Below are 25372 nucleotides of genomic sequence, written 5' to 3' on the forward strand. Positions count from 1 at the left end.
ATGGCCGGTCTGATCGTGGTGGGAGCCGACGGCTCGGCCCCCGGCGCCGCGGCGGTCGGATGGGCCGCCGACGACGCCGCGCGGACGGGCGCGGAGCTGCGGATCGTGCACGCCCTGGACCGGCAGCCGTACGCCGTCACCAGGTTCCCCGACTACGGCCAGGGCAACTACCTGCTGATGGCGGCGGCCAAGGTGCTGGAGGCGGCCGAGACCGCCGCACGCAACCGGCAGCCGTCGGTGCGGGTGCACGCCGAGGTCGTCGAGGGGACGCCCGCGGCCGTCCTGCTGGACCAGGCGCCGCAGGCGGACGAGCTGGTCATCGGCAACCGGGGGCTGGGCGGCTTCGCCGGAGCGCTGCTGGGATCGGTGACCATGCACGTGGCCGGGCACGCCGCCTGTCCCGTGGTGGTGGTGCGCGCCGAGGCGGGCGGGCCGGTCGGCGAGATCGGCGTCGGGATCGGCGACTCCGACGTCTGCCAGCCGGCCATCGGCTACGCCTTCGAGCAGGCCAGGCTGCGTGGCGCCCGGCTCCGCCTGATCCGCGCCTGGCAGATCCCCGTGCACGCCTTCGCCCCGGAGATCGCCTACGACCTGGACGAGGTCCGGGCCGCCCAGCACGGGGCGGTCCGCGCCCGGACGGCCGGATGGCGGGAGAGGTGCCCCGAGGTGACGGTCGTGGAGGACGTGCAGAGCGCGCACCCGGTCGAGGCGCTCACCGGCACCCCCTGCGACCTGATCGTGGTCGGCTCCCACGGGCGGGGCGCGTTCGGTTCGCTGGTGCTCGGCTCGGTCAGCAGGGGAGTGCTGCACCATGCCCGCTGCGCCGTCGCGGTGGTCCGCCCCTAAAGGTCGTCCCTGGTCAGGAGGGTCGAGAAGCATGCAAGCTGGAATTATGAGGCAAACCCTGCGCTTCGGGCGGGTGGCGGGCATCCCCGTCGGCGCTCACTGGTCCGCGTTGGGCATCGTCGCGCTCGTGGCGGTGGCCTTGGGCTCCGGAGTCCTGGCCGTCGCCGCCCCGGGCGCGGGCAGCACGGCGTACTGGGTCGCCGGCGCGCTCACCGGGCTGCTGCTCATGGTGTCCCTGCTCGCGCACGAGCTGGCGCACGCGCTGGTGGCCAAGCGGTGCGGCATGGAGGTGGAGTCCGTCACGCTCTGGGCGCTGGGCGGCGTCACGCAGTTCCGCGACGAGGCGCGGACGCCCGGGGCCGAGGTGGCGACGGCGGCCGCCGGTCCCGCCGCGAGCCTGCTGCTCGGCGGTCTCGCCCTCGCCGTCACGGCCGTGCTGCCGCCGGGCGTGCCCAGGGCCGCCGCCGCGTGGCTGGCCATGATGAACCTGATCCTGGGCGTGTTCAACCTGCTGCCCGGCAGCCCGCTCGACGGCGGGCGGGTGCTGCACGGCCTGCTGTGGAGCCGCCACGGCGATCGCGCACGCGCCGACGCCGGCGCCGCGCGGGCCGGTTACGCGATCGGTCTCATGCTGACCTTCACCGGGTTCGTCGTGATCTGGGTGTGGAACCCGCTCGGCGGGATGTGGGTGGTGATCACCGGCTGGTACATCGCGGGCGCCGCCCGCGGCGAGATCATGAGCAGGGCGGCCCGGCGCGGCCTCGGGGGAGTGCTGGTGCGGGACGTCATGACGGCCACGCCGGACCTGGCCCCCGCGTGGCTCACCGTGCAGGGGCTGGTCGACACGGTGGTGCTCGGCTCCCACCAGTCCGTCTTCCCCGTCGTGGGGCTCGACGGGGCGCCGCACGGCGTGGTCTCGCTGGAGACCCTGCTCGCCGTGCCCGCCGACCGCAGGGGGGACACCAGGGTGGAGACGCTGGTCGCGGCCCAGAAGCCGCCGCGCGTCCTGTCGCCGGACGACGACGCGGCCACCCTGCTGGAACGTCCTTCGCGGGTGGGCGGCCTGTCGGCGGTGGTCGTCGAGGGCGGACTGGTCACCGGCATGATCACCGACGCCGACCTCGGCAGGACGCTGCAACAGGCGCTGCTCCGGCCCGCCGCCTCCGTGTGACGCCCGCATCACGACGGCGGCCGGCTCACAGGCCGTGCACGCGGCGTCCCGTGACCTGGTGCGGGACGACCCGGATGTAGAGATGGCGTTCCCCGCCCGCCCAGGGCGTGACGCCCGCGTCGGCCAGCTTGGCGACCTCGTCCTCGGGCACGTGGTGGGCGGGCCCCTGGATCAGCACGCTCCAGCCCTCCTTGCGCACCTCGTCGATCCGGTCCACCTGAAAGCCGATCATGATGTCCACGCCCTCCAGGCCGGTGCGCAGGTCCTGGTCCATGGGGCCGCCGCGGGACGTGCGGAACAGCACGGCGCCCTCGTGCAGCCGGTAGTTGACGGGCAGCACCGTGGGCCCGTGCGAGCCGTTGAACGCGATCCGCCCGATCCCGCCCGGCGCGACCAGGCGCAGGCACTCCTCGGGGTCGAGGACCTCCATGACCGGCTCGTCCGGGCCGGCGCCGGGGCCCGGCGGGCGGTCGCGGCCACCACCCAGCAGGTCCTGCGGGGTCGTCTCCAGGGCGGTGGCCAGGCGGGTCACCGTGTTCCTGTCGGGGATGCCGAGGTGGCCCTCCAGGTACGTGACGTACCCGGGGGACATGTCGGCGCGCTCGGCCAGCTGGTCGACGGTGAGCCCCAGCCGGTCGCGGTGGTAGGTCACCCGGCGTCCGAAGTCGCCACTGTTCGTCATGATCATCTCCTTCTCCGTGAGGACGAGGCGCACACCGCCCGGCACGGGGACGCCGTCGACCCGCGTGCCGTCGTGGTCGGCCTCGACGGTGATCCGGCGGCCGCGGAACAGGACCGGCAACGAGAGCGTGCCGAGCCGTCCGGGCAGCAGCGGGTCGAGGAGCAGGCCCTCGGGCCTCGGCTCCAGGCCCAGGTAGCAGCGTTGCAGCATGTCCACGGTCCCGGCCATCGCGCCCAGGTGCACGCCCTCGGCGGTGGTGCCGCCCTGGACGTCGTGCACGTCCCCGACCAGCGCCTCGGCGAAGAACTGCCAGGAGCGCGCCCGGTCGCAGCGCGCCAACACCCAGGCGTGCACCACGGCGCTCAGCGTGGAGCCGTGACTGGTGCGGTCGAGGTAGTAGGCGGTCGTCCGCGGGATCAGGCCGGGGTCGGCCGGGTAGCCGAGCCGGTCGAGGATCGCCAGCAGCTCGTCGGCGAAGCCGAGCGGCAGCCAGTCGGGCAGGTTGACCAGGTCCTCGTTGACGACCGTCCGGCCGCCCACCTCGGAGGCCAGGCGGTCGTGGCAGCCCGCGTGGTAGGTGCCGGGGGTGCGGATCCGGCCCTCGGGCGTGGCGCCGCGCGTGGCGAAGCGGCCGTTGCCGAGGGTGCACAGCGCCTCGCGCAACCCGGCCGAGGCCGGGTCGAAGCCCTCGTACGTGAGCGTCCACGGGTTCATCGCGACCCCACGGACCAGGTCAGGGCGGCCATGCCGATGACGCTACCCACCTGCCTTTCCCCCAAGACAGGGTCGTTGGTCCTTCCCGCCGGGGGCGTACGACACTGACCCGGGTGCGGGCGGGCGCAATGGAATGGGGGGGAACGAGGACGTACCGCGGACATCGAGAATGAGTGTCATGACACGAGCTGTGTATGTCGCCGCCGGCGAAGCGGGAAGCAACAAGGGGACCGTCGCCCTGGGGCTGGTCGAGCTGCTGTCCCGGCAGGTGGGAAGCGTGGGCGTGTTCCGCCCCGTGGTCCGGGCCGGGCGCGAGGACGGCCTGGTCAACACCATCCGCAGCCGGTTCCAGCTCGCCCTGCCCTACGAGGCGTGCGCGGGGGTCACCTATGACGAGGTGCACGCCGACGTAGACCGGGCGGCCGGGGACATCGTGGCCCGCTTCCGCGCGCTGGCCCGGCGCTGTGACGCGGTCGTGGTGGTCGGCACCGACTACACCGACGTGGGCGCGCCGACGGAGTTCGGGTTCAACGCCCGGCTGGCCGCCGACCTGGGCACTCCCGTGATCAACGTGGTCAGCGGCCGGGGCCGGACGGCCGCCCGCACCGCCGCGGCGGTCGAGGTGTCCTCCAGGGAGCTGGCCCACCATCACGCCCAGGAGCTCGCGGTCGTGGTCACCCGGTCGACCGGCGGGCCGCTCGCGTCCGGCCATGCGACGCCCGTGTTCGTGCTGCCGGAGACCCCTTCGCTGCGTGCGCCGACGGTCGCCGACCTGCTCGACGCCTGCGACGGCTGGTTCTTCCTCGGCGAGCGCGACGGGCTCGGCCGGGAGGCGAGCGCGCTGATGGTGGGCGCGATGTCGCTGCCCGGGATCCTGGAGCGCCTCACCGAGGGCGCGGCGGTGATCATCCCGTCCGACCGGGCCGCCGCGCTGCTGCCCGGCCTGATCGCCGCGCACACCTCGCCGGGCTTCCCGTCCCTGTCGGCGGTGGTGCTCACCGGCGGCACGGAGCTGCCCGGCTCGGTGGAACGGCTGCTGCGCGGCATGGAGATCCCGCTGCCGGTGATCGCCACCGGGCACGACACCTTCGACACCGCGACCCGGCTGTCGGCCGTGGAGGGGCGGTTCACGCCCGAGGCGGGCGGCAAGATCGACGCGGCGCTGCGCCTGTTCGCCGAGCACGTGGACGGCCCGCTGCTGCTGGAACGGCTGGACATCGCCAAGACCGACGTCGTCACGCCGCTGATGTTCGAGTACGAGCTGCTGGACCGGGCGCGCGCCCGGCGCAGGCACATCGTGCTGCCCGAGGGCGAGGAGCCGCGCATCCTGCGCGCGGCCGACATCCTGCTGCGCCGGGACGTGGCCGACCTCACCCTGCTCGGCGACGCCGAACGCATCAGGGTCCAGGCCGCCCAGCTCGGCCTCGACCTGGCCGCGGCCAGGGTGCTCAGCCCGTTCGACCCGGAGCTGCGCGAGCGGTTCGCGCACGCCTACGCCGAGGCGCGGGCGCACCGGGGGATGACCGTCGAGCTGGCCCGCGACACCGTCACCGACGTCTCCTACTTCGGCACGCTCATGGTCCACGCCGGCCTGGCCGACGGCATGGTCTCGGGCGCGACGCACACCACCGCGCACACGATCAGGCCGGCGTTCGAGATCCTGCGGCTGGGGCTGGTCTCCAGCGTGTTCTTCATGTGCCTGGCCGACCGGGTCCTGGTCTACGGCGACTGCGCGGTCAACCCCGACCCCACCGCCGAGCAGCTCGCCGACATCGCGATCGCCTCGGCCCGCACCGCGGCGATGTTCGGCGTCGAGCCCAGGATCGCGATGTTGTCGTACTCGACGGGCACCTCGGGCGCGGGCGCCGAGGTCGACAAGGTGCGCGCCGCCACCGAACTGGTCCGTGAACGCCGCCCCGACCTCCAGGTGGAGGGGCCGATCCAGTACGACGCCGCGGTGGACCCGGCGGTGGCGCGGACCAAGATGCCCGGCAGCCAGGTGGCCGGGCACGCCACCGTCTTCGTGGTGCCCGACCTGAACACCGGCAACAACCTGTACAAGGCCGTCCAGCGCAGCGCAGGGGCGGTCGCGGTGGGGCCGGTGCTGCAGGGGCTGCGCAGGCCGGTCAACGACCTGTCCCGGGGCGCCACCGTGGCCGACATCGTCACCACCGTGGCGGTCACGGCCGCCCAGGTGCGCGACGAGCCGGCGTCCGCGGCGGAGGCGGCCTCAGGCTCCTGAGCCGGGACGGGCACGCCACCGCAGGGCGGCGACCGCGGCGGCCAGTACGGCCACCAGCCCCGCCCAGGTGACCGGATGGGTCCAGACGGCGGCGCCGGCCTGCTGGACAAGCACGAACACGCCCATGACGACGACGAACCAGCCGAACGCCGTGCGCAGCGCGTCCTGCGGGATGCGGCCCGCGAGCCGGCCGCCGGCCAGGCTGCCGATCACCGCGGACGCCGCCACGATCAGGGCGAGGCGCCAGTCGATCGCGACGCCCGCCAGGTGCCCGGCGAGCCCGGCGAAGGACTTCATCGCGATGACGAGCAGCGACGTGCCGACCGCGACGCCCATCGGCAGCCCGCCCAGCAGGGCGAGGGCCGGGACGACGAGGAAGCCGCCGCCGGAGCCGACCAGCCCCGTCACGGCCCCGACGACCAGGCCCTCCGCCGCGATGTGCGTCAGGGGCAGGTCGCCGTGGGCGGGCCGCGCCCGCTTGCTGGTGTGCCGGGGCCTGCGGAGCATCGCGACCGCCGTGGCCAGCATCATCAGGGCGAAGGCGACGAGCAGCGCCGTGCCGGGGACGTACTCGGCGAGGCGTCCGCCGCCGTACGCGCCGGCCATGCTGAACGCGCCGAAGAGCAGCCCGGTCCGCCAGCGGATCCGCCGGGCCCGCGCGTGCGGGACCAGCGCGGCCAGGCTGGTGACGCCGACGACGAACAGCGAGGTGGCGATCGCCTCCTTGGTGTCCTGGCCGGCCAGGTAGACCAGGATCGGCACGGTCAGGATCGAGCCGCCGCCGCCCAGCACGCCGAGGCTCACCCCGACGAGCAGCGACGCCGCGACGATCAGCACGGTCACGGGGTGCTCCGCAGGTCCGCGAGCACCGTGCGGATGTCGGTGCGCGGCCCGCGGTTGTAGGGCAGCCTGGACAGCAGGACGCCCATGGCACAGGAGTTGCTGACGGCCGCGTACGTCAGGCCGGCGCCGATCGCGGTGCCGATCAGGTGCGCGCCGGGCAGGAAGATCCCGGCCAGACCGGTGACCAGGACGACGGAACCGGCCACGAGCCGGACCTGGCGCTCGATGTCCCACCGCTCGGGCCCCCGCTCCAGGGCCGCGCCGGCCGTCTCCCACGCGACGATGCCGCCCTCCAGGACGCGCAGGTTCGGCAGCCCGGCCTCGGCGAGGGCCTGCCCGGCCTGCGCGGCCCGCGCCCCGGAGCGGCAGACGAGCACGACGTCCTCGTCCAGGTGGGCCAGCAGCTCGGCGCGGTGCTCGCGCATGGTGTTCAGCGGCACGTTGTACGAGCCCGGGATGTGCGCCGTGCGGAACTCGCCGGGCGTGCGCACGTCGAGCAGGCGCGGCGCCCGCCCTTCCTGGACGAGCCGCTGCAGCACGGGGGCGGTGAGGACGGAGGAGGTGTTCATGGATCTTTCCTTAGCCAATACCCGGGGGGGTATCGCGTAGACATACGGAAGAGACGGGAAGGATGTCAAATACCCCCCGTGGTATTGCTCATGATACCCCTGGGGGTATGGTGACCAGGACATATCCACCCGGCAATCGCGACCCCGTCCCAGGCGCGAAGGGACCTCCGCCGTGCAGAACACCTCCGCGCCCGCCCCGCCCGTACGCCTCGAACTCCGGGCGAACGCCCTCCAGTTCTCCCTGCTGGTCGTCGTCAACGTCGCCTTCGGCGGCCTGGTGGGCCTCGAACGCACCACCGTGCCGCTCATTGGCACCCACACCTTCGGCCTGGCCTGGGCACCCTCCTGGTGGTGGATCGTGGCCGCGAACGTCCTGCTCGGCCTCAACCAGGGCCTGACCTGGTCGATGACCGTCAACATGAAGATCGACCTGGTCGGGCCCGCCCGGCGGGGGCCGGCCACCGGCCTCGACGAGGCCGCCGGGTACCGCACGTCCTGGCGTGACCGCTCGCTGCGCGGCGTCAGACCAGGCCGGCCTGGTCAACAACCTCAACGACGGCCTCACCTGGGGCGTCTTCCCGCTCCTGTTCACCGACCACGGCCTGGGCCTGGCCGCCGTCGGCGGCGGTCTCCTCCTGGCCGTCGCCCCGCTGGGCGATGCGCTGCTCGCCGGGGTCCTGTCCGCCGTGGTCCTCGGGCTCGGCACCGCCATGGTCTACCCCGCCCTCATCGCCTCGGTCTCCGACCACGCCCACCCCTCCTGGCGGGCCAACGCCCTGGGCGCCTACCGCTTCTGGCGCGACGTCGGCTACGCGGCGGGAGCCCTGGTCGCCGGGGTGCTCGCCGCCGTGCTCGGTCTCGGCGCCACGCGGGTCAAGCGCGCCTCAAGGTCCGGTCGGCACCCCGGCCGGCCCCGGCTGGGACCTCACCGCCCAGACGACCACACCGGGCATCGGCGGGCTGCCCGCCACCGAGTCGACGACCGGCGACGGCACGGGATCGGTCAACTTCGACCTCACCTTCAGCCAGAGCAGTGCCACGACGGGCATCCGGACGGGGACCGGCAGCCGGCCGCCTGACCCGGAGGGCAACCCCGGCGAGACGCGTTCCCGGCACAAGGATTACCCGCGCCTTCGCGTCGGAACGCCGGCCGACGGGCAGCACCTGGGAGGACGGCTCGGGGACGGAGGCGGACGATGAGGGACGAAGCGGGCAGCGGACCGGCGAGCGTGCGCCGCCGCGAGATGCTGGCCATGCCCGTCGCCCTGGCCTGCGGATCGGCGATGCTGACCGGCTGCGACACCACGCGGCCGGCCCGCAGTGCCACGACGGTCAGCCCCGCCCCCGGCCCGGAGCAGGCCCGGGAGGTGCCGGTCACGCCGCCGGAGGACCTCATGCGCGAGCACGGGGTCCTCAAGCGCGTCCTGCTGGTCTACCGGGAGGGCGTCCGGCGGATCGGCGCCGGGGAGCGGGTGCCGGTGGGCCCCCTGCACGCCGGCGCCGGGATCATCCGCACGTTCATCGAGGAGTACCACGAGCGGCTCGAAGAGCGATACGTCTTCCCGCGCCTGGTCGGGGCGGGCAGGCTCACCGACGTCGTGCCCGTGCTGATCCTCCAGCACCGGCGCGGACGCGTCCTGACCGGCCGCGTCCTGGACGCCACCGCGAGGCCCGTCCCCCAGGGCGTGCGCCGCGGCCTGGCCGCCGACCTGTCCGCCTTCGTCCGCATGTACGAGCCGCACGAGGCCCGCGAGGACACCGTGGTCTTCCCCGCCATGCGGGCCGTCATCCCGCCCGAGGAGTTCGCCGAGCTGGCCGAGACGTTCGAGGCCGAGGAGCACCGCCGTTTCGGCGCGGCCGGCTTCACCGGCGTGGTCGGGCAGGTGGCCGACATCGAGAAGGCGCTCGGCATCTACGACCTGGACCAGTTCACCCCGCGCGGCTGAACCGGCGCCCGTGGTCGCGGCGCGGGCGGCATCAGGCGACCCGGGTCGCGGCGCGTTCGCCGAGCCTGCCGTCGTCCATGGCCAGGACGGTGTCCACCTGGTCCAGGGTGGCCAGGTCGTGCGTGACCATGACGGTGGCCAGGTCGTTCTTCCTGGTGAGGTCGGCCAGCAGGGAGACGATCCGCTCGCCCCGGTGGTGGTCGAGCGCGCTGGTGGGCTCGTCCACCAGCAGCACCTCGGGGGAGTTCATCAGGGCGCGGGCGATGTTGACGCGCTGGCGCTCGCCGCCGGACAGCTGGTGCGGGCGTTTGTGCTCCTTGCCGCCCAGGTCGACGGCGAGCAGCAGGTCCCGCGCCCGCGGGCCGGCGGCGCGCGGGGATTCGCCGGTCAGGTGCGCCATCACCAGGAGCTGGTCGAGCGCGGTGAGCGAGGGCAACAGGTTGGCCTGCTGGAACACGATGCCGACGTGGTCGCGGCGGACCCTGGTGCGGGCCGCCTGGCCGGCTCCGGAGACGTCCTGCCCGGCGATGATCACGACGCCCTCGGCGGGCGTGATCAGGGTGGCGGCGACGGCGAGCAGGCTCGACTTGCCCGAGCCGGACGGGCCGACCACCGCGGCGAACTCGCCCGCCGCGACGGCCAGGCTGACGTGGTCGAGCGCGGTCAGCGTACGGTCGCCGTCGGGATAGGTCAGGACGACGTCGGTCAGCTTGAGTGTCATCGGGAGGCTCCCAGGGCGGTCAGCGGGTCGACAGAGGTGATCTTGCGGATGGCCAGCGCGGCCCCGGCGGCGCCGAGAAGGATCAGCACGGCCACCGGCGCCACGGTGGTGGCCGCCGACAACACGAACGGGACCGTGCCCTCGGCCAGCGCGCCGAGGCCCGCGCCGAGCAGGCCGCCCGCGCCCGCGCCGCCCAGCAGCACGATGACCGCCTGGGCGAGCGCGTCCCGCAGCAGGTAGCCGGAGCTCGCGCCCAGAGCCTTCAGCACGGCGACGTCGCCGCGCCGCTGGATCGTCCAGACGGTGAAGAAGGCCCCGATGACCAGGGCCGAGATCGCGAACAGGAACCCGCGCATGAGCTGGAGCGACCCGTTCTCGGAGGAGAACGAGCCGATCGCGGCGGGCGCCTGCGACAGCGGGACCGTCGTGGTGCCGAGCCGCGCGTCGGCCGCGGCCAGGCCGCCGGAAGGCAGCGCCGTGCCGCTGTCGGGCAGCGCCAGGACGGTCGCCACGCTGTCGGCACCGGCCTGGCGGCCCATCCGCTCCCAGTCGCCGATGCCGATCCAGACGACGGGGGTGTGGCTGTAGGACGCCTGGCCGCCGACACCGGAGACGGTGAAGTCCCTGCCCGCGATCCGTACCGTGTCCCCGGCGCCCACCCCGGTGTCGGCGGCCAGCGCGGCGGAGAGGACGACCTTCCCGGTGTCCACGGGCCGCCCCTGGGCGAGGACGCCGCCCGGCTGGACGCCGAAGAGCGCCACCCCCGCGCTCCCGTCGTCGCCGTGGCCGAGCCGCGACATGGAGACGCCCAGCCGCTCGGCGGCGTCGCCGGTCGCCCGCCGCCACTCCTGCCAGGTCCGGTCGGTGACGCGGCTGTCGGCGAAGGACGGTTTCCCGCCCCCGGCGAAGACGAGGTGCCCGGCGGGCAGGCCCTCCACGGCCGAGATGTTCTCCCGTGCCAGCCCGGCGGTCAGCCCGGACAACATGGTCACCAGGAGGGTGATGAGGAAGACGACGGCGCCCATGAGAGCGAACCGTCCCTTCGCGAAGCGCAGGTCTCTGAGCGCCACGAACACGGCGCGTCCCCCGTTGCGGTTGAAGGTCACGTTGACGTCCCCCAGCGTGCGCGCCGCCGGATCGGCCGGGCATCGTGCATGCGGTCCGCCCGTAATACTTCTTTCGGACGATTTGTGGCGCAGGGCCGTCGCATACGCTTGGTGAGAGATGTCTGACTATCCGTTCCCGCCCGCCCTCCGCCTGCTCCGCTGGACCGTGCACGGCACGTTCGCGACCCTCCTGGCGATCGCGCTGGCCGGCGTCGCCGGGAGCGGACGGCTCGCGCCGGCGCTGGGTGGAGCGCTGCTCGGGGCCCTCTACGTGGCGGGCATCACGATCGAAGGGCGGCTGCCGCACTTCGGCGGGCCGACCCACCTGCTGCTGGGCCGGATCTGGCTGGTGCTGACCACGGCCGGGTGGGCGCTGCTCGCCCTGGCCGCGCCGCAGTTCGTCTGGCTGGCCTTCCCGCTCTTCTTCGCGTACCTGCACCTGCTGCCCCTGGCGGTCGCGCTGCCGGGCGTGGCGGCGCTGACCGTCGCGGCCGTCCTGACCGCCGCCTGGCACGAGGGCCGGCTGACCGCCGCGCTGGTCATCGGCCCGACGATCGGCGCGGCGGTGGCCACCCTGATGGCGATGGTCTACAAGGCGCTGCACGCCGAGAGCGAGCAGCGCCGCCTGCTGATCGACGACCTGGTCCGCACGCGGGGGAAACTGCTCCAGGCGGAGGGCGACGCCGTACGGCTGGCCGAGCGGGAACGCCTGGCCAGAGAGATCCACGACACCCTGGCACAGGGCATGTCCAGCATCATCCTGCTGCTGCGGGCGGCCCGGCGTGACCTGGCCGACGACCTCCCGGTCGCCGAGCGCCGCATCGCCGAGGCGGCCGACGCGGCCAAGGAGAACCTGGAGGAGGCCAGGAACTTCGTCCGCGGCCTGGCCCCCGCGGCGCTGCGGCACTCGTCGCTGGCCGCCGCGCTGCGCAGGGCCGGCGACTCCGCCGTGGCGGGCACGCCCATCCAGGCGCGCTTCGAGATCTCCGGCACCCCCGCGCCGCTGCCCGCCGACTACGACGCGACGCTGCTCCGCGTCGCCCAGGGCGCCCTGGGCAACGTCAGCCGCCACTCCGGCGCCGGCCACGCCGGGGTGACCCTCACCTACCTGGACGACGTGGTCATGCTGGACGTGTACGACGACGGCCGGGGGTTCGACCCCGGACGTTCGGCCGGCTTCGGCCTGCGCGCGATGCGCGAACGGGTGAGCGCCCTGGGCGGCAGCCTCACCGTGGAGTCGGCCCCCGGCGAGGGCACGGCGGTCGTGGCGACCCTGCCGCTGCCGCCCCAGGAGGGGCCGTGATCCGGATCGTCCTGGTGGACGACCATCCCGTCGTCCGCTCCGGCCTGCGGGCCATGCTCGCCGGGCAGCCCGACTTCGACCTGGTCGGCGAGGCCGCCACGGGGCAGGAGGGCGTGCGGCTGGCCGCCACGCTCGCCCCCGACGTCGTGCTGATGGACCTGCGGCTCGGGACGGGCATGCACGGCAGCGAGGCGACCCGCCGGATCGTGGCCCTGGACGGCCCCCGCGTCCTGGTGCTCACGACGTTCGACACCGACGCCGACATCGTGGCCGCCATCGAGTCCGGCGCGACCGGCTACCTGCTCAAGGACGCCCCCTCGGAGGACCTGCACGCCGCCATCCGGTCGGCCGCCGCGGGCGCCAGCGCCCTGGCGCCGAGCGTGGCCGCCCGCCTGCTGGGCCGGGTCCGGGCCCCCGACGCCACGCTCAGCCCGCGCGAGCTGGAGGTGCTCGGGCACGTCGCCGCCGGCCTGTCGAACCGGCAGATCAGCAAGGTGATGTTCCTCAGCGAGACCACGGTCAAGACCCACCTGGCGCACATCTACACCAAGCTGGACGTGGACTCCCGCACCGCGGCCGTCGCGGCGGCCTCGAAGCGGGGCCTCATCCGCTCGCCGTGAGCGCGCGGTCGTCCGTCTCCCGTCGTCTCAGGGGGTGACGATGGCGAAGTCCGGCCTGGGCTGCTCCAGCAGGGAGAACAGGCGCCGCAAAACGGTCAGGTCGCCGTCGTGGTCGAGCCCGTCACCGTCACCGTCGCTGTCACCGGACAGCAGGGTGAGCAGGCGTTGCCGGGTGAGCCGCAGCGTCAGGCCGGCGCCGTCGCCCGAGGGTGACCGCTGGTGGATGAGGGCGCCGTTGGACATCGTGGTCCGGTGGCGTTCGTCCAGGTCGGTGAGGTGCCAGTCGATGGCGAAGCGCTCGTTCCAGGCGTCGGGGCCGTTCACCCGGATGGCCAGGGAGTCGAAGATCTGCTCGCTGGACAGCGCGCCGAGCATGTCCGGCGAGGTGGTGTCGGTGGCGCCCGGCGCGGGGCCGTCCTTCAGCTCGGCCGCGCCGGTGAGGTAGAAGTTGCGCCAGGTCGCGTTCTCGGCGCCCTGGCCGAGGCGGGTGTAGACCTGGGCCAGCAGCCTGCGGGCCGAGGCGTCGTTCGCGTCGGCGTACACGGCGTGGTTGAGCAGGGTCGCGGCGAAGCGCAGGTCGCCCTCCTCGACGTAGCGGCCGGCCAGGGCCACCACGGCCGAGGTGCCGCCGAAGGACTCGACGTAGCGGCGGGCCAGCTCGACGGGCGGGTGCTCCCACAGGTGGGCGGGGTTGCCGTCGAACCAGCCCAGATAGCGCTGGTAGACGGCCTTGACGTTGTGGCTGACCGAGCCGTAGTAGCCGTGGGTGTGCCAGACCTGCTCCAGAGCGGGCGGCACCTGCACGATCTCGGCGATCTCGGGGCCGGTCAGGCCCTGGTTGAGCAGGCGGAGGGTCTGGTCGTGCAGGTAGGCGTACAGGTCGCGCTGCTGGGACAGGAAGGTGACGATGTCGTCCCTGCCCCAGGTGGGCCAGTGGTGGGAGGCGAAGGCGACGTCGGCCCGGTCGGCGAAGAGCTCGACGGCCTCGGTCAGGTAGCGGGCCCACACCCGGGCGTCGCGGACCACCGCGCCGCGCAGGGTGAGCACGTTGTGCAGGTTGTGGGTGGCGTTCTCGGCCAGGCACAGGGCACGGTGGTCGGGGAACAGGAAGTTCATCTCGGCGGGGGCCTCGGTGCCCGGCGTGAGCTGGAAGACGACGCGCACGCCGTCGATCGTCTCCTCCTGGCCGGTGCGGGTGACGTCGACGGTCGGCGGGATCAGGGAGACGGTGCCCTGCGAGGTGCCCATGCCCAGCCCGCAGCCGAGCTGGCCCTCCGGGGACCGGGGGAGGAGCTGGCCGTACATGTACAGGGCGCGGCGGTTCATGGCGTTGCCGGCGTAGACGTTCTCGGCGACGGCGTGCTCCATGAAACCGGCGGGGGCCACGATCGGCACGTTCCCGTCGGTGACGCCGCGCACGCCGCCGAAGTGGTCGACGTGGCTGTGGGTGTAGACGACCCCGGTGACCGGGCGGTCGCCGCGATGGTCGCGGTAGAGCCCGAGCGCGGCGGCGGCGCACTCGGCGGAGACCAGCGGGTCGATGACGACGACGCCGGTGTCGCCCTCCACGAGGGTCATGTTGGACAGGTCCAGGCCGCGCACCTGGTAGATGCCGTCCGTCACCTCGTACAGGCCCTGCCGGGCGCACAGTTGCGCCTGCCGCCACAGGCTCGGATGAGCGGTCGGCGGGCACTCGCCGGTCAGGAAGTCGTAGACGTCGTTGTCCCAGACGACCTCGCCCCCGGACGTCCTGACCACGCCGGGGGTCAGCCGGGCGACGAAGCCGCGCTCGGCGCGCTCGAAGTCCGTCCGGTCCTGGAAGGGAAGGTCTGCCATGTGACCGTCCTGCCCTCGACCGTCTTCGACGAGGGCAAGGAGAACCTCAAGAAAGAGCATTCCCGGCGATGAGACCGCCGGGCCGAGGAACGTTCATCACATGTGTGCTTCTCCGGCCGGCGTGCTGGCATGGGTGCGGAGTGCGGTCGCCGCCGCCATGATCACCGGCGTCTACTTCGTCGTGCCGCTGCCGACCGAGGAATTCCAGGACGGCTCGCCCGAGCTGCGCGCCCTGGGCTGTCTGGCCGGGGTGATCGTGCTGGCCTGGCTCCTCGGGCGGCAGGTGGGGCGCGCGCTGCGGCCCGGACGGTCCCTGGCCGAACAGCTGGCGATGTTGCTGACCATCGTCACCGTCGTGGTGGTCTTCTTCGCGACGCTGTACTTCCTGATGGCCGCGCAGTTCCACGGCCTGCGCACGCGGGTGGACGCGCTGTACTTCTCGGTGATCACCCTGGGCACGGTCGGCTACGGCGACGTCGTCCCCCTCGGGCAGGGGGCGAAGGCCCTGGTCATCGTGCAGGTGATCTTCGATCTGATCGTCGTGACGTCGGCGCTCGCGCTCATCGTGGGCGTGTGGCGCTCGCACAGGTCGTCATGAGGGCTCTCCCTCCAGGCAGGGGACCGGGGACGCCGTGGTGGCACGGGGATGCGCGGCCAGGTAGTCCTGCAGCTCGCGGTGACGGAACTGGTAGGCGACCCCGGAGATCCGCAGCAGCCCGGCGTCGTAGCACCGGTGCAGGAACCGTCCCAGCCGCCACGGCAGCCGGCCCCGCGTGGCCAGCAGGAGCCCCAGGTAGCGGCGCGCCAGCAGCGGCGACCAGGACGCCACCAGGGACATGCCGAACACCGCGCTCACGGCCACCGCGGCGGCGACCGGGACTCCGTCCAGCAACATCGCGAACCAGATGCCCAGGATGAACCCGAATCCGGGGCCGAAGGTGAGCGCGGCCACGAGCGTCGAGACGACCTCGTTCCGGATGACCGCCCTGGGGTCGGCGCCGTCCCCGGAACCGGCGTACCGGCTCTCGCCGTCCCCGCCGCTCGCCATCCCGACCCCGAACAGCAGGCCGAAGACGACCGGCACCCACAGCGGCAGGGCGGCGTCGAACTCCATGACGACCGCCGCGCCCGCCACACAGCCGCACAAGGCGGCCAGCACGCCGTCCACCACGCTCTTCCTGCGGCCGCGTCCGCCGCGGAACCGGCGCAGGCCGCCCTCGTCCGCCGGGGACCACACCTCCCGCCAGGCCCTGACGGGTTCGATCAGCAGGCCCGCCGCCACCATGCCGGGCAGCGCGAGAAGGACGATCGCGGTCACCGCCGCGCCCGAGATCCGGCCGTCCACGATCTCCACCTGCGAGAACACCACGACGGCGGCGGCGACGACGGCGGCGACCCCGGGAAGGCAGGTCGCCAGGGCCACCAGCGCGCCGAAGAACCGCGCACGATCGCCCGCCAGCGGCCACAACTGGTGCAGCACGAGATCCGTGCCGGACAACACGCGCCCGTGGAACGGCGGCCGGCCCGTGTTCGCGCGCAGATGACCGGCCAGGACGGCCAGGTAGGCGTGCGTCCGCTCGACGCCGGGCCCCTTCCCCGCCGGGTCCGCCGCGGCCAGGCGGGCGGGGATGAACAGGCCGAGGAGATGCTCCCGTACGGACTGCTGGTCGGCGAAGCGCGTGAGGACCTCGGGGGAGCGCACGTAACGCCCGGTGACCGGATCGCGTTGCTCGTGGACGCTGACCGCCAGGGTCAGCCGCCACGGCGTGTTCAGCGCCTCGGCCAGGACGTGGCCGTCGCGGGTCAGCGCGTCCAGGACCGGCCGCCAGCGGTCGGGGTCCTCCTGGTCGGTGACGGCCTGGATGAACCGCCACGCCTTGTCGCTGGTCACCTTGCCCACGTCGACCCGGACGACGCCCCGGGGGACGGCCCGGTCGGCGACCAGGGCGTCGTACTGGTCGGTGCGGCAGGTCAGGACCATGCTGCAGCGGTCCAGCCCGTGTTCGTACTCCTCCAGCGCGCGCAGCGCCCGGGCGGCCCGCGAACCGTAGCCCGGCTCGTCGGTCTCGTCCATCTCGTCGAGCCCGTCCACGACGGGCAGGATCCTCTCCGCGTCCACGAGCGTGCGCGCGGTCACCGGCTTCAGGCTGTACGCGGCGGTCAGGTGCCGGGCGAGCATGTCCCGCACCGGCACGTCGGGATCCAGGCTCGCCGCGGAGATCCGCACCGGGACGCGGTCGCCGGGCCGCCGGTCGCCGAGCAGCCGGAGGATCAGCTCGATGGCGAGGACGGTCTTGCCCGAACCCGCCACCCCGGTGATCACCAGCCGTCCCGGTCCGCCCAGCTCGCGGAAGTAGGCGGCCACTTGCTTCAGGTTGCCGGCCGGTGGCGCGGAGACGGCACCGCCGGTGGGGTGGAAGGAGAAGTCGACGTCGATGACGGCGTCGCTGCCCCTGCCGCCCAGCAGCTGTGCCCGCTGGGCCCGCTCTTCGGCCAGCACCCGCCCGGCCAGCAGCGTCGCGGCCGCCTGCACGTCGGTGTCGGCCAGCCGCTGCGCCTGCCACCAGGACATCGCGGCGATGCCGGTCCCGGCCAGCGCCAGCCCCGCGCCGACCGGATCGACGTCGCCGGGATAGAGCGTCCACAGCCGCAGCGCGGCGGCCACCAGCATGACCATCCCGGCCGCCACGCCCGCCCAGAACCACCATGTCTTCGTCCGCCGGCTCACGGTCCAAGCATTTCAAAGCGGGCACCCGCGTGTGCGGGGAACGCGACAAAGATCCTCTTCATCCCGTACCGGCTCGCGGCCCGTGCAACCCCGCGGGCGGCACGTGCGAAACACAGGTATGTGGAACGCACACCAGGCCGGCAGGTGACGGGCGCGGCCCTGCGGCCGGGACGCGCGCTCGGCGTGCTGTCGGTGCTGGCCATGATGGCCTGCCAGGTGGCGTCCGGGCTGGCCGCGCGGCCCGAACGGCTCACCGGAGTGATCGTCGTGCTGCTGGCGGCGTGCGCCCTGGCCTTCGCCGCGGACGCCTGGGGCGCGGCCAGGGCGGCGGCCGCCTTCGCCGGAGCGGCGCTGACCGGGTACGCGGCCGAGCTGGCGGGGCTGCTGACCGGGTTCCCGTTCGGCTCCTACAGCTACAGCGACGCGCTGTGGCCGCAGGTGGCCGGGGTCCCCGTGGTGGTGGTGCTGGCGTGGGGCGGCATGGGGCTGGCGGCCCACGCGGTGGCGGTCGCGGTCGTGCCGTCCGGCGGGGTGGCCCGGGTGTGCGCGGGCGCGGGCGCGCTGACGGCGTGGGACCTGTTCCTCGACCCCCAGATGGTCCGGCTCGGCCTGTGGACGTGGGCGCGGGAGGGCTTCTACCGCGGCGTGCCGCTGAGCAACTTCGCCGGCTGGCTGCTGGTGTCGGCGCTGGTCATGGTGGTCGTCGGGCGGATCGTCCGGGCCACCGCCCCGGCGCGCGGGCTGCTGGGGCTGTACACGGTCATGGCGGTGATGGAGACGGTGGGCTTCGCGGCGGTGTTCCAGCCGCCCGACCTGCTGGTCGCCGCCGCCGGAGGGATCACGATGGGCGCGTTCGCCGCGCCGGCCTGGAGGCGGTCATGGCCGAGGTGACGGTGATCGGCGGCGGCATGGGCGGCATGGCGTGCGCGCTGCTGCTGGCCCGCCAGGGCCACCAGGTGCGGCTGTACGAGCGGTTGCCGCGGCTGGGCGGCAAGCTGGCCGAGCATCGCCGTGACGGTTTCACCTTCTCCCTCGGCCCGTCGCTGCTCACCATGCCGCGCGTGCTGCGCGAGCTGGGGCTGGACCGCGAGCTGGTCGAGCCCGCGCTGCTGTGCCGGTACCGCTTCGCCGACGGCACGGTCCTGGACGCCCACCGCGATCCGGCGCGGATGGCCGCCGAGGTGGAGCGGCTGGCGCCGGGCGAGGGGCGGGCCTGGACGGCCTTCCACCACTGGGCGCAGGGCTGCCTGCGGGCGGCGGAGCGGACCGTGTTCGCCGGGCCGCCGATCCGGCGGCAGGGGAGGCCGCGGCTGTCGGACCTGACCGCGGTGGCCCCCGCCCGCACTCTGGCCGGGCTGGCGCGGCGCCACTTCCGCGACCCCCGCCTCCGGCAGTACGTCGGCCGCTACGCCACGTACGCCGGATCGAGCCCGTACCGGGCGCCGGCGGCGCTGGGCTGCGTCCCGGCGCTGGAGCACGGGCAGGGCGTCTGGTACGCGCCCGGCGGTCTGGCCCGGCTGGCCGACGACCTGGCGCTGCTGCTGAAGGCCGCCGGGGTGGAGATCTTCCTGTCCGAGCCCGTCGCCGCCGTCGAGGCCGACGCGTCCAAGGTCACCGGGGTACGGCTGGCGAGCGGGCGCCGGGTGCGGGCCGACGTCGTCGTGGCCGGCACCGACGCCGCCGCCCTGTACGGCCGCCTGTCGCCGGACCGGCGGCGGTTGCGGCGGATCGCCCGGCTCGGGACCTCGTCCTCGGCCTTCCTGCTGCTGGCCGGGGTGGAGGGCCGCACGCCGGGGCTGCCACACCATTCGGTGCTGTTCTCGGCCGACTACGAGCGCGAGTTCGCCGACATCTTCGACCGGGGGCGTCCGCCCCTCGACCCGACGATCTACGTCGGCTGCTCGGCGGTGGACGACGCCTCCCAGGCCCCGGCCGGGGCGGAGAACTGGACGATGCTGGTGAACGTGCCCGCCCGTGATCCGTCCCGGTGGGGGATCGGGGTCGAGGCGTACCGGGACCTGGTGCTGGAGCGGCTCGCCGGGCGCGGCTGCGACCTGGCCGGCCGGTTGCGCTTCGTCGACGTCTTCACCCCCGCGGCCTGCGGGATCGGTACGGCTCCTGGGGCGGCGCGATCTACGGCAGCGCCTACCGGGGCAGGCTGGCGTCCTTCGCCCGGCCGGGCAACCGGGGGCCGAGACGCGGGCTGTACCTGGTGGGCGGGTCGGCCCACCCCGGCGGGGGCCTGCCGATGGTGACGCTGGGCGCCCGGATCGTCGCGGGCCTGGTGTCCCAGGACTTCGGGTGCGGCCCGCGATGAGGGTGCTCACGGTCGCGCAGGGCGTGGCGGCGGCCGTCGTGGCGGCCCGGCTCGCGCGGGGACGGCGGCGGCTGCCCGCGCTGCGGCCCCGTCCGGTCGCGGGGGAGCCGGTCTCCGTGGTGGTCCCCGCCCGCGACGAGGCGGCCAGGATCGGCCCGTGCCTGCGCGCCGCACTGGCCGCCCCCGGCGTGCGCGAGGTGATCGTCGTGGACGACGGCTCCCGGGACGGCACGGCGAAGCTGGCGGCCTCGCTGGGCGCCACCGTCGTCACCGCCGATCCGCTGCCGCCCGGCTGGGTCGGCAAGCAGTGGGCGCTGCGGCAAGGGGTGGCCGCCGCCCGCGCCGGCGTGGTGGTCACCCTGGACGCCGACGTCCGGCCCGCGCCCGGCCTGTTCGGGGCCCTGGCCGCGGCCCTGGACCGCTACGACCTGGTCAGCGTCGGCCCCCGCTTCGTCTGCGACGGCGCGCTGGAGCAGGCGCTGCACGCCTCGATGCTGGCGACACTGGTCTACCGCTTCGGCCCCGTCGGCCCGCCGAGCCCGCCGCCGCCGCACCGGGCGATCGCCAACGGCCAGTGCATGGCCTTCCGGCGGTCCCGGATGACCGGGGCGGACGGCTTCGCGCTCGTGCGCGACCGGATGACCGACGACGTGGCCCTGGCCCGCCGCCTGGCCGCCCAGGGCTGGTCGGTGGGCTTCCTGGACGCCGGCGGCCTGCTGGAGGTCGACATGCACGACTCGGCGGGCGAGCTGTGGCGGGAGTGGGGCCGTTCGCTGCCGTTGGGCGACGTGACCGGCCCCGGCTGGCAGGCGGCCGACCTGGCGGTCATCTGGCTGACCGCGGCGCTGCCCGTGCTGCGGCTGGCCGCGGGCCGGCCGACCGGCCTGGACCTGGCGCTGCTGGGGCTGCGGGTGTCCCTGACGGCCGCGTTGCGCGGCAGCTACCGGCGGCCCGGGGCGGGGCTGCTGCTGTCGCCGCTGCTGGACCCGGCGGCCGCGTTCCGCCTGACACAGGCCACCGTACGGCCGGTGCGCAGATGGCGCGGACGCACCTACGGCGACGTCAGCGGTGGGGCGAGCGGCGGCCGGCCAGCGCGGCCTGCCCGAAGCGCAGCCCGATGAGGCACATCAGCCCGCCGGTGGCCGCCACCAGCTCGGCCGGCATGAACAGCAGCTGCAGCAGCGGCACCCCGAACACCGCCAGGCGCGCGCCCGCCGCGAACGACCGCGTCGCCAGCGCCGCCAGCGTCAGCGCCGCCACGGCCAGCCCGAACGCCGGCGGGCAGATGACCGCGACCCCGCCGGCGAAGGTGAGCACGCACCGGCCGCCCCGGAAGCCGGCGAACAGCGGCCACGCGTGCCCCGCCATGGCCGCGGCCACCGCCAGGTACACCGGCGCCACGCTCGCCCCCGACACCACGCCGAAGGCGGCGGTGTGGCCGCCGCCGGCCAGCAGCCCCGCCAGGGCGGCCAGAGCGCCCTTCAGCGTGTCGCCGACGAACACCGGGACGCCCGCCCACCGCCCGAGCTGCTCCTTGACGTTCCAGTACCCCGGGTTGCGGTCACCGACGTCGCGCGGATCGACGCCGTGCGCCCGCGCCGCCAGGACCGCGACCGGCACCGACCCCAGCAGGTAGCCGATGACGACCGAGACGAGCACCTCAACCATCGCGTCGTTCCACCTCGTCCGGTACGGCGGCAGGGGGGCGATGAAGCACATGGCCTTCGACCGGCCGCTGCTGCGCCGCCCCGGGGGCCCGCGTTTCTGGCGGCTGCTCGGCACCGGCAGGGGACGCTCGATGTCGCTGGGCGCCGACCTGCGGCGCTGGGCGCTGTTCGCCGTCTGGCGGCGGGAGAGCGACCTGGAGGAGTTCCTGCGCGACTCGCCGATCGCCGCCCGCTGGCGGGCGCAGTCCGCGGAGTACTGGCAGACCCGGCTGGCCCCGCTCGCCTCGCGCGGCGCGTGGGGCGGCCGTGACCCGTTCGGCGGCGTGACGGCCTGCGACGACGGCGGGCCCGGCCCGGTGGCGGTGCTCACCAGGGCGTCCATCCGGCCCGGCCGGCTGGTCGCCTTCTACCGGTCGGTCCCGCCGGTCGAGGAGCTGCTGCGGCGGCAGGACGGCTGCCTGGCCTCGGTCGGCATGGGGGAGTGGCCGCTCGCCCGGCAGGCCACCTTCTCGCTGTGGCGCGACCGGCGGGCCGTACGGGACTTCGCCTACCGGGGGCAGGCCCACCGGCGGGTCGTCGAGCGGGTACGAGCCCGTGACTGGTACGCCGAAGAGCTGTTCGCCCGCTTCGTCCCCTATGCCAGCGAGGGCCATTGGGACGGGCGCGACCCGCTGAGCTGACCCCCTCATCCCGCCGCCGGGACACCGGTCGTCGCGATCCCGGCCGCCGGGTCCCGCTGCGCCAGCGTGCGGGCCACCACGCAGGCGCGGGCGATCGTGGCCGCCCGCGAGGAGCCGTGCGCGACCACGACGGTGCCGCGCAGGCCGAGCAGGACGGCGCCGCCGTGCGTCTGCGGGTCGTAGCGGCGGGCCACCTCGGCGAGCCGGTCGGGGGCGGCGATGCCGGCGTCGGCCACCATGGTCAGCGATGTGCGCACGCAGCCTTCGACGTTCTTGAGCACGACGTTGCCGGTGAAGCCGTCGGTGACGATCACGTCCACCGTGCCGGCCAGGACGTCGTGCCCCTCGACCGGCCCGTGGAAGCGCACCGGCAGCTCGCTCAGCAGCTCTTCGGCCTGCCGGGCCAGCCGGTTGCCCTTGCCCGGCTCCGCCGCGATCGACAGCAGCCCCACCACCGGGTCGGCCACGCCGAGCACGGCCCGCGCGTACTCCACGCCGAGCAGCGCGAACTGGGCCAGCATGGCGGGGCTCGGATCGGTGATCGCGCCGGCGTCCACCAGCACGCTCGCCCCGCCCGGCAGCGACGGGAGCGCCACGGCTAGCGCGGGCCGCAGCACGCCGGTCGCCCGGCCGATGCCGCGCACCGCGCACGCGACCACCGCGCCGGTGGACCCGGCCGACACCAGCGCCCCGCCCTCGCCCCGTCCGACCAGGTCGCAGCCGATCGCCAGGCTGGAGGCGGCCAGCGCGGTCGCGCCCGCTCCCCGCTCGGTCATGGGCACGGCGTCCGCGGCGTGGACCACCGCGATCTCGCCCGCGGCGCCGTGCCGCCGCAGTTCCTCGCCCAGCCGCGGCGCCGGGCCCGCCAGGACGACGGGCACGCCGTGCTCGCGGCAGGCCAGCACCGCCCCCGCGACCACCTCGGCGGGCCCGTGGTCGCCGCCCATCGCGTCCAGGACCACGGGGACCGCGCCGGTCACGGCAGCTCCACGCGGACGCGCCGCTCGGCCCGGCCCGACCCGGCGGAGGCCAGCAGGTGCCGGGCGAAGACGGCGGCCTTGCGCCGGCGCGGCACGCGCACCCGCCCGGCCAGGACGTCGAAGCCGCGGCGCTCGATCTCGGTGAGGATGCCGCCGTACAGCTCGAAGGCGGCGCGCACGCACGGCCGCGAGGAGGCGACGAGCAGGCCGATGCCCTCGCCGGCGGCCCGGTAGTGCTCGCGGGCCCGCCCGGCCTCGAAGGCCAGCAGGTCGCGCACCGCCCGCCGGGTCCGCCGCTCGCCCAGCATGCCGGGCACGACGCCGAACTTGTCCAGGTCCTCCATCGGCAGGTAGACCCGGCCGCGGGCGAAGTCCTCGGCGACGTCGCGCAGGAAGTTGGTGAGCTGGAAGGCCAGGCCGAGCTGGCGGGCCGGCTCGCGGGCCCGCTCCTCGTGGCCGGGCGCCGGCTCCAGCACCGGCAGCATCATCGTGCCGATCGCGGCGGCCGATCCCGACATGTACCCCAGCAGGTCGTCGTAGGTCGCGTACCGTCGCACGGACAGGTCGGCGCGCATCGAGGCGAGGAAGGCGCGGACGTCGCCGTGGTCGATGCCGAAGGAGTGCACGGTGTGCAGGAACGCGGGCAGCATCGGATCGCCGGTCGCCGCCCCGGCCAGCCCCGCCTCGACCTTGGCGGCCAGCTCGTCGAGCGCGCGGGCGCGGTCGCCGGTCATGGTGAAGGAGTCGACGATCTCGTCGGCGTAGCGGGCGAAGCCGTACAGGGCGTGCACGTGCCGGCGTTTCCACTGGGGCAGCAGGCGCGTGGCCAGGTAGTAGGAGCGGCCGTAGCGGGCGTGGAGTTGTCGGCAGCGTTCGTAGCTGGCGGTGAGCGTCAACGGGCCTCCTTCAGGATGCGTTCGGCGGCGAGCCGGCCGGAGATCAGCACCGGAGGGATCCCGACGCCGGGCGCGGTGTACATGCCGGCGAAGTGCAGTCCCGGCACCCGCCGGGCGACGGCCGAGGGCCGCAGCCACGCCGTCTGGGTGAAGCGGTGGTCCAGCGCGAACGGGGTGCCCGCGCTGTGCCCGCGCGCCGCCCAGGCGGGCGGGTCGAGGACCAGCCGGGGCGCGCCGGACAGGTCGCCGTGGCCGAGCGCGGCCAGGCGGCCGAGCAGCCGCGTCTCCAGCTCCGGCCGCAACCGGCCCCAGTCGGCGGTCCGCAGGTTGGGGGCGGGTTCCAGGACGCTGAGCGTGGCCCTGCCGGGCGGCGCCGCCTCGCCGTCCGGCTCGGGATGGGTGATCAGCAGGCTGGGATCGGGTTGCGGGCGGCCCGCCGCCAGCGCCGTGAAGGTCTCCCGCCAGGCTCGTCCGAAATGCAGGGTGTGGTGGGCCTGGCCGTCCAGGGGACGGTCCAGGCCCACGTGCAGCACCAGGCAGGAGGGGGAGTGGTGGGGGCGGCGCAACCGCCAGTCGGCCGCCGGGCCGGGCAGCAGCCGCCGGGCGGCCAGGCGGTCGCAGGCCACGACCACCTGCCGCGCCGCGAGCCGCTCGCCGCCCGCCAGCAGCACCCCGGTGACGCCGTCGGAGTCCGTCTCGACCTTGTCGGCGCGGGCGCCGTAGCGGATGTCGGCGCCCAGCTTCGCCAGCAGGGCCGCCATGGCCGAGGGGATGGCGTGCATGCCGCCGCGCCGCGGGAAGTACACGCCGCCGACGGTGTCCATGTGGGCGATGACGGCGTAGATGCCGAGCGCGCGCTGCGGCGCGAGCCCCACGTACAGGGACTGGAAGGTGTGGGCCTTGATCAGCCGGGGGTCGCGCAGGTGGCGGGCGGCCAGGCGGTCCAGCCGCCGGAAGCCGCCCAGCCTGGCCAGCCGCAGCAGCGCGGCCGGCCGGGCCAGGGCGCGCAGCCGGCTCACGTCCGCGTCGATGAACGCCGGCCACTCCACCCGGAACAGCGCGTCGAGCAGCGCGCGGTAGCGGTCGTAGCGCGCCGCCTCGGCGGGCCCGCACACCGTCCGCACCTGCTCGGCCATCGCCTCGCGCTCGGGCAGGACGTCCAGCCGCGACCCGTCGTCGAAGACCATCCGGTAGGACGGGTCCAGGCGGCGCAACGGCAGCCAGTGCCGCAACTCCTGCCCGGCCGCGCCGAAGACCTCGGCGAGCACGCCCGGCATGGTCAGCACCGAGGGGCCGGTGTCGAAGCGGAACGGCCCGAGGCGGGCGGTGCCGCAGCAGCCCCCGGGCTCGTCGAGGGCCTCGACCACGGTGACCTGACGGCCGGCGGCCGCCAGGTGGACGGCCGCGGCCAGCCCGCCCAGCCCGGCCCCGACGACGACCACCGGGCTCATCGGGCGGCCTCCGGCCGGTCGGCCGGCCCACGCACGTGCCCGGCCTGCGAGGTC

The 25372-nt window shown here is 74.8% G+C and carries 23 protein-coding genes and 2 pseudogenes; 12 read left to right on the plus strand and 13 right to left on the minus strand.

Annotation, left to right across the window (positions count from 1 at the left end; genetic code table 11):
• Both ABZ444_RS29140 and ABZ444_RS29145 read left to right on the plus strand, forming a co-directional pair.
• Window positions 1–846, plus strand: coding sequence for a universal stress protein (locus tag ABZ444_RS29140; protein WP_358003416.1), 846 nt, complete (start codon window positions 1–3; stop codon window positions 844–846).
• Between the two features lie 46 nt (window positions 847–892).
• Complete coding sequence (locus ABZ444_RS29145; RefSeq protein ID WP_358003419.1) at window positions 893–2017, plus strand: M50 family metallopeptidase; 1125 nt, start codon at window positions 893–895, stop codon at window positions 2015–2017.
• 25 nt (window positions 2018–2042) lie between these two features.
• On the opposite strand, the gene ABZ444_RS29150 is transcribed toward ABZ444_RS29145, so the two are convergent.
• From ABZ444_RS29150 to ABZ444_RS29160, 3 genes and pseudogenes are all read right to left on the minus strand, one after another.
• Entirely contained in the window at window positions 2043–2705 is a 663-nt protein-coding gene (locus tag ABZ444_RS29150) for a pyridoxamine 5'-phosphate oxidase family protein (protein WP_358003564.1), read from the minus strand.
• A 27-nt stretch (window positions 2706–2732) separates the two neighbouring features.
• A pseudogene (locus ABZ444_RS29155) lies at window positions 2733–3170 on the minus strand (glycosyl hydrolase family 65 protein); the annotation flags it as partial.
• Window positions 3171–3185: 15 nt separating this feature from the next.
• Window positions 3186–3413 (minus strand): annotated as a pseudogene (locus tag ABZ444_RS29160) (glycoside hydrolase family 65 protein); the annotation flags it as partial.
• A 178-nt stretch (window positions 3414–3591) separates the two neighbouring features.
• Here ABZ444_RS29160 and pta point away from each other — a divergent pair.
• Complete coding sequence (gene pta, locus ABZ444_RS29165) at window positions 3592–5655, plus strand: phosphate acetyltransferase (RefSeq protein ID WP_358003422.1); 2064 nt, start codon at window positions 3592–3594, stop codon at window positions 5653–5655.
• Here the strand turns inward: pta and ABZ444_RS29170 are convergent.
• Window positions 5644–6498 carry a sulfite exporter TauE/SafE family protein gene (locus ABZ444_RS29170; RefSeq protein WP_358003425.1) on the minus strand — a complete coding sequence of 285 codons (855 nt, stop codon included), beginning with the start codon at window positions 6496–6498 and terminating at the stop codon, window positions 5644–5646. The two genes, pta and ABZ444_RS29170, sit on opposite strands and share 12 nt — an antisense overlap.
• Window positions 6495–7067, minus strand: coding sequence for a rhodanese-like domain-containing protein (locus tag ABZ444_RS29175; protein ID WP_358003428.1), 573 nt, complete (start codon window positions 7065–7067; stop codon window positions 6495–6497). The genes ABZ444_RS29170 and ABZ444_RS29175 overlap by 4 nt, the downstream gene beginning before the upstream one ends.
• A 500-nt stretch (window positions 7068–7567) precedes the next feature.
• Here ABZ444_RS29175 and ABZ444_RS29180 point away from each other — a divergent pair, with 500 nt between their 5' ends.
• Window positions 7568–8146: a hypothetical protein gene (locus ABZ444_RS29180; protein ID WP_358003431.1), complete on the plus strand. Its 579-nt coding sequence runs from the start codon at window positions 7568–7570 to the stop codon at window positions 8144–8146.
• A 117-nt stretch (window positions 8147–8263) separates the two neighbouring features.
• Window positions 8264–9013, plus strand: a complete 750-nt coding sequence (locus ABZ444_RS29185) for a hemerythrin domain-containing protein (protein ID WP_358003434.1) — start codon at window positions 8264–8266, stop codon at window positions 9011–9013.
• 31 nt (window positions 9014–9044) lie between these two features.
• Here ABZ444_RS29185 and ABZ444_RS29190 read toward each other — a convergent pair whose 3' ends face one another.
• Both ABZ444_RS29190 and ABZ444_RS29195 read right to left on the minus strand, forming a co-directional pair.
• Window positions 9045–9734 carry an ABC transporter ATP-binding protein gene (locus ABZ444_RS29190; protein WP_358003437.1) on the minus strand — a complete coding sequence of 230 codons (690 nt, stop codon included), beginning with the start codon at window positions 9732–9734 and terminating at the stop codon, window positions 9045–9047.
• Window positions 9731–10810, minus strand: a complete 1080-nt coding sequence (locus tag ABZ444_RS29195) for an FtsX-like permease family protein (protein ID WP_358003567.1) — start codon at window positions 10808–10810, stop codon at window positions 9731–9733. Before ABZ444_RS29195 ends, ABZ444_RS29190 begins: the two co-directional genes overlap by 4 nt.
• 148 nt (window positions 10811–10958) lie before the next feature.
• On the opposite strand from ABZ444_RS29195, the gene ABZ444_RS29200 reads away from it, so the two are divergent.
• Together ABZ444_RS29200 and ABZ444_RS29205 are read left to right on the plus strand one after the other, a co-directional pair.
• Window positions 10959–12143, plus strand: a complete 1185-nt coding sequence (locus ABZ444_RS29200; RefSeq protein ID WP_358003440.1) for a sensor histidine kinase — start codon at window positions 10959–10961, stop codon at window positions 12141–12143.
• Entirely contained in the window at window positions 12140–12763 is a 624-nt protein-coding gene (locus ABZ444_RS29205; RefSeq protein ID WP_358003443.1) for a response regulator transcription factor, read from the plus strand. The genes ABZ444_RS29200 and ABZ444_RS29205 overlap by 4 nt, the downstream gene beginning before the upstream one ends.
• A gap of 27 nt (window positions 12764–12790) precedes the next feature.
• Here the strand turns inward: ABZ444_RS29205 and ABZ444_RS29210 are convergent, their stop codons facing one another.
• Window positions 12791–14599, minus strand: coding sequence for an alkyl sulfatase dimerization domain-containing protein (locus ABZ444_RS29210; protein ID WP_358003446.1), 1809 nt, complete (start codon window positions 14597–14599; stop codon window positions 12791–12793).
• A gap of 100 nt (window positions 14600–14699) precedes the next feature.
• Between ABZ444_RS29210 and ABZ444_RS29215 the strand changes: the two genes are divergently transcribed.
• Window positions 14700–15197 carry a potassium channel family protein gene (locus ABZ444_RS29215; RefSeq protein WP_358003448.1) on the plus strand — a complete coding sequence of 166 codons (498 nt, stop codon included), beginning with the start codon at window positions 14700–14702 and terminating at the stop codon, window positions 15195–15197.
• Here ABZ444_RS29215 and ABZ444_RS29220 read toward each other — a convergent pair.
• Complete coding sequence (locus ABZ444_RS29220) at window positions 15192–17327, minus strand: NACHT domain-containing protein (protein WP_358003451.1); 2136 nt, start codon at window positions 17325–17327, stop codon at window positions 15192–15194. The two genes, ABZ444_RS29215 and ABZ444_RS29220, sit on opposite strands and share 6 nt — an antisense overlap.
• Window positions 17328–17447: 120 nt before the next feature.
• Here ABZ444_RS29220 and ABZ444_RS29225 point away from each other — a divergent pair, with 120 nt between their 5' ends.
• The 3 genes from ABZ444_RS29225 to ABZ444_RS29235 are packed head-to-tail and all read left to right on the plus strand — an operon-like array spanning window position 17448 to window position 20765.
• The gene (locus tag ABZ444_RS29225) at window positions 17448–18218 is read left to right on the plus strand and encodes a carotenoid biosynthesis protein (protein ID WP_358003454.1); all 771 of its coding nucleotides are present in this window, start codon (window positions 17448–17450) and stop codon (window positions 18216–18218) included.
• Window positions 18206–19582 (plus strand): phytoene desaturase family protein, encoded by a 1377-nt coding sequence (crtI, locus tag ABZ444_RS29230; RefSeq protein WP_358003457.1) that lies wholly within the window; start codon window positions 18206–18208, stop codon window positions 19580–19582. The genes ABZ444_RS29225 and crtI (ABZ444_RS29230) overlap by 13 nt, the downstream gene beginning before the upstream one ends.
• Window positions 19583–19640: 58 nt before the next feature.
• The gene (locus ABZ444_RS29235) at window positions 19641–20765 is read left to right on the plus strand and encodes a glycosyltransferase family 2 protein (RefSeq protein ID WP_358003460.1); all 1125 of its coding nucleotides are present in this window, start codon (window positions 19641–19643) and stop codon (window positions 20763–20765) included.
• Here the strand turns inward: ABZ444_RS29235 and ABZ444_RS29240 are convergent.
• Window positions 20707–21312, minus strand: a complete 606-nt coding sequence (locus ABZ444_RS29240) for a glycerol-3-phosphate acyltransferase (RefSeq protein ID WP_358003463.1) — start codon at window positions 21310–21312, stop codon at window positions 20707–20709. The genes ABZ444_RS29235 and ABZ444_RS29240 overlap by 59 nt on opposite strands.
• On the opposite strand from ABZ444_RS29240, the gene ABZ444_RS29245 reads away from it, so the two are divergent.
• Window positions 21284–21991, plus strand: coding sequence for a spheroidene monooxygenase (locus tag ABZ444_RS29245; RefSeq protein ID WP_358003466.1), 708 nt, complete (start codon window positions 21284–21286; stop codon window positions 21989–21991). The genes ABZ444_RS29240 and ABZ444_RS29245 overlap by 29 nt on opposite strands.
• 5 nt (window positions 21992–21996) lie before the next feature.
• Here the strand turns inward: ABZ444_RS29245 and ABZ444_RS29250 are convergent, their stop codons facing one another.
• From ABZ444_RS29250 to crtI (ABZ444_RS29260), 3 genes are read right to left on the minus strand one after another with little or no spacing between them, the layout of a single operon-like run.
• Window positions 21997–22971, minus strand: coding sequence for a phosphate acyltransferase PlsX (locus tag ABZ444_RS29250; protein WP_358003468.1), 975 nt, complete (start codon window positions 22969–22971; stop codon window positions 21997–21999).
• Window positions 22968–23867, minus strand: a complete 900-nt coding sequence (locus tag ABZ444_RS29255; RefSeq protein WP_358003471.1) for a phytoene/squalene synthase family protein — start codon at window positions 23865–23867, stop codon at window positions 22968–22970. Before ABZ444_RS29255 ends, ABZ444_RS29250 begins: the two co-directional genes overlap by 4 nt.
• Window positions 23864–25318 carry a phytoene desaturase family protein gene (gene crtI / locus ABZ444_RS29260; protein ID WP_358003474.1) on the minus strand — a complete coding sequence of 485 codons (1455 nt, stop codon included), beginning with the start codon at window positions 25316–25318 and terminating at the stop codon, window positions 23864–23866. Before crtI (ABZ444_RS29260) ends, ABZ444_RS29255 begins: the two co-directional genes overlap by 4 nt.
• Between the last annotated feature and the right edge of the window lie 54 nt (window positions 25319–25372).

It is taken from the genome of Nonomuraea sp. NPDC005730 (assembly GCF_040630865.1).
Taxonomy (GTDB): domain Bacteria; phylum Actinomycetota; class Actinomycetes; order Streptosporangiales; family Streptosporangiaceae; genus Nonomuraea.

Excerpts from the sequence above, each read along its gene's own strand:
- ABZ444_RS29140 (WP_358003416.1), top strand. The coding sequence starts at position 1 with ATGGCCGGTCTGATCGTGGTGGGAGCCGACGGCTCGGCCCCCGGCGCC.
- crtI (WP_358003474.1), bottom strand. The coding sequence starts at position 25,318 with ATGAGCCCGGTGGTCGTCGTCGGGGCCGGGCTGGGCGGGCTGGCCGCG.
- ABZ444_RS29210 (WP_358003446.1), bottom strand. The coding sequence starts at position 14,599 with ATGGCAGACCTTCCCTTCCAGGACCGGACGGACTTCGAGCGCGCCGAG.
- ABZ444_RS29145 (WP_358003419.1), top strand. The coding sequence starts at position 893 with ATGAGGCAAACCCTGCGCTTCGGGCGGGTGGCGGGCATCCCCGTCGGC.
- crtI (WP_358003457.1), top strand. The coding sequence starts at position 18,206 with ATGGCCGAGGTGACGGTGATCGGCGGCGGCATGGGCGGCATGGCGTGC.
- ABZ444_RS29200 (WP_358003440.1), top strand. The coding sequence starts at position 10,959 with ATGTCTGACTATCCGTTCCCGCCCGCCCTCCGCCTGCTCCGCTGGACC.
- ABZ444_RS29175 (WP_358003428.1), bottom strand. The coding sequence starts at position 7,067 with ATGAACACCTCCTCCGTCCTCACCGCCCCCGTGCTGCAGCGGCTCGTC.
- pta (WP_358003422.1), top strand. The coding sequence starts at position 3,592 with ATGACACGAGCTGTGTATGTCGCCGCCGGCGAAGCGGGAAGCAACAAG.
- ABZ444_RS29185 (WP_358003434.1), top strand. The coding sequence starts at position 8,264 with ATGAGGGACGAAGCGGGCAGCGGACCGGCGAGCGTGCGCCGCCGCGAG.
- ABZ444_RS29215 (WP_358003448.1), top strand. The coding sequence starts at position 14,700 with ATGTGTGCTTCTCCGGCCGGCGTGCTGGCATGGGTGCGGAGTGCGGTC.
- ABZ444_RS29190 (WP_358003437.1), bottom strand. The coding sequence starts at position 9,734 with ATGACACTCAAGCTGACCGACGTCGTCCTGACCTATCCCGACGGCGAC.
- ABZ444_RS29240 (WP_358003463.1), bottom strand. The coding sequence starts at position 21,312 with ATGGTTGAGGTGCTCGTCTCGGTCGTCATCGGCTACCTGCTGGGGTCG.
- ABZ444_RS29245 (WP_358003466.1), top strand. The coding sequence starts at position 21,284 with ATGACGACCGAGACGAGCACCTCAACCATCGCGTCGTTCCACCTCGTC.
- ABZ444_RS29150 (WP_358003564.1), bottom strand. The coding sequence starts at position 2,705 with ATGATCATGACGAACAGTGGCGACTTCGGACGCCGGGTGACCTACCAC.
- ABZ444_RS29235 (WP_358003460.1), top strand. The coding sequence starts at position 19,641 with ATGAGGGTGCTCACGGTCGCGCAGGGCGTGGCGGCGGCCGTCGTGGCG.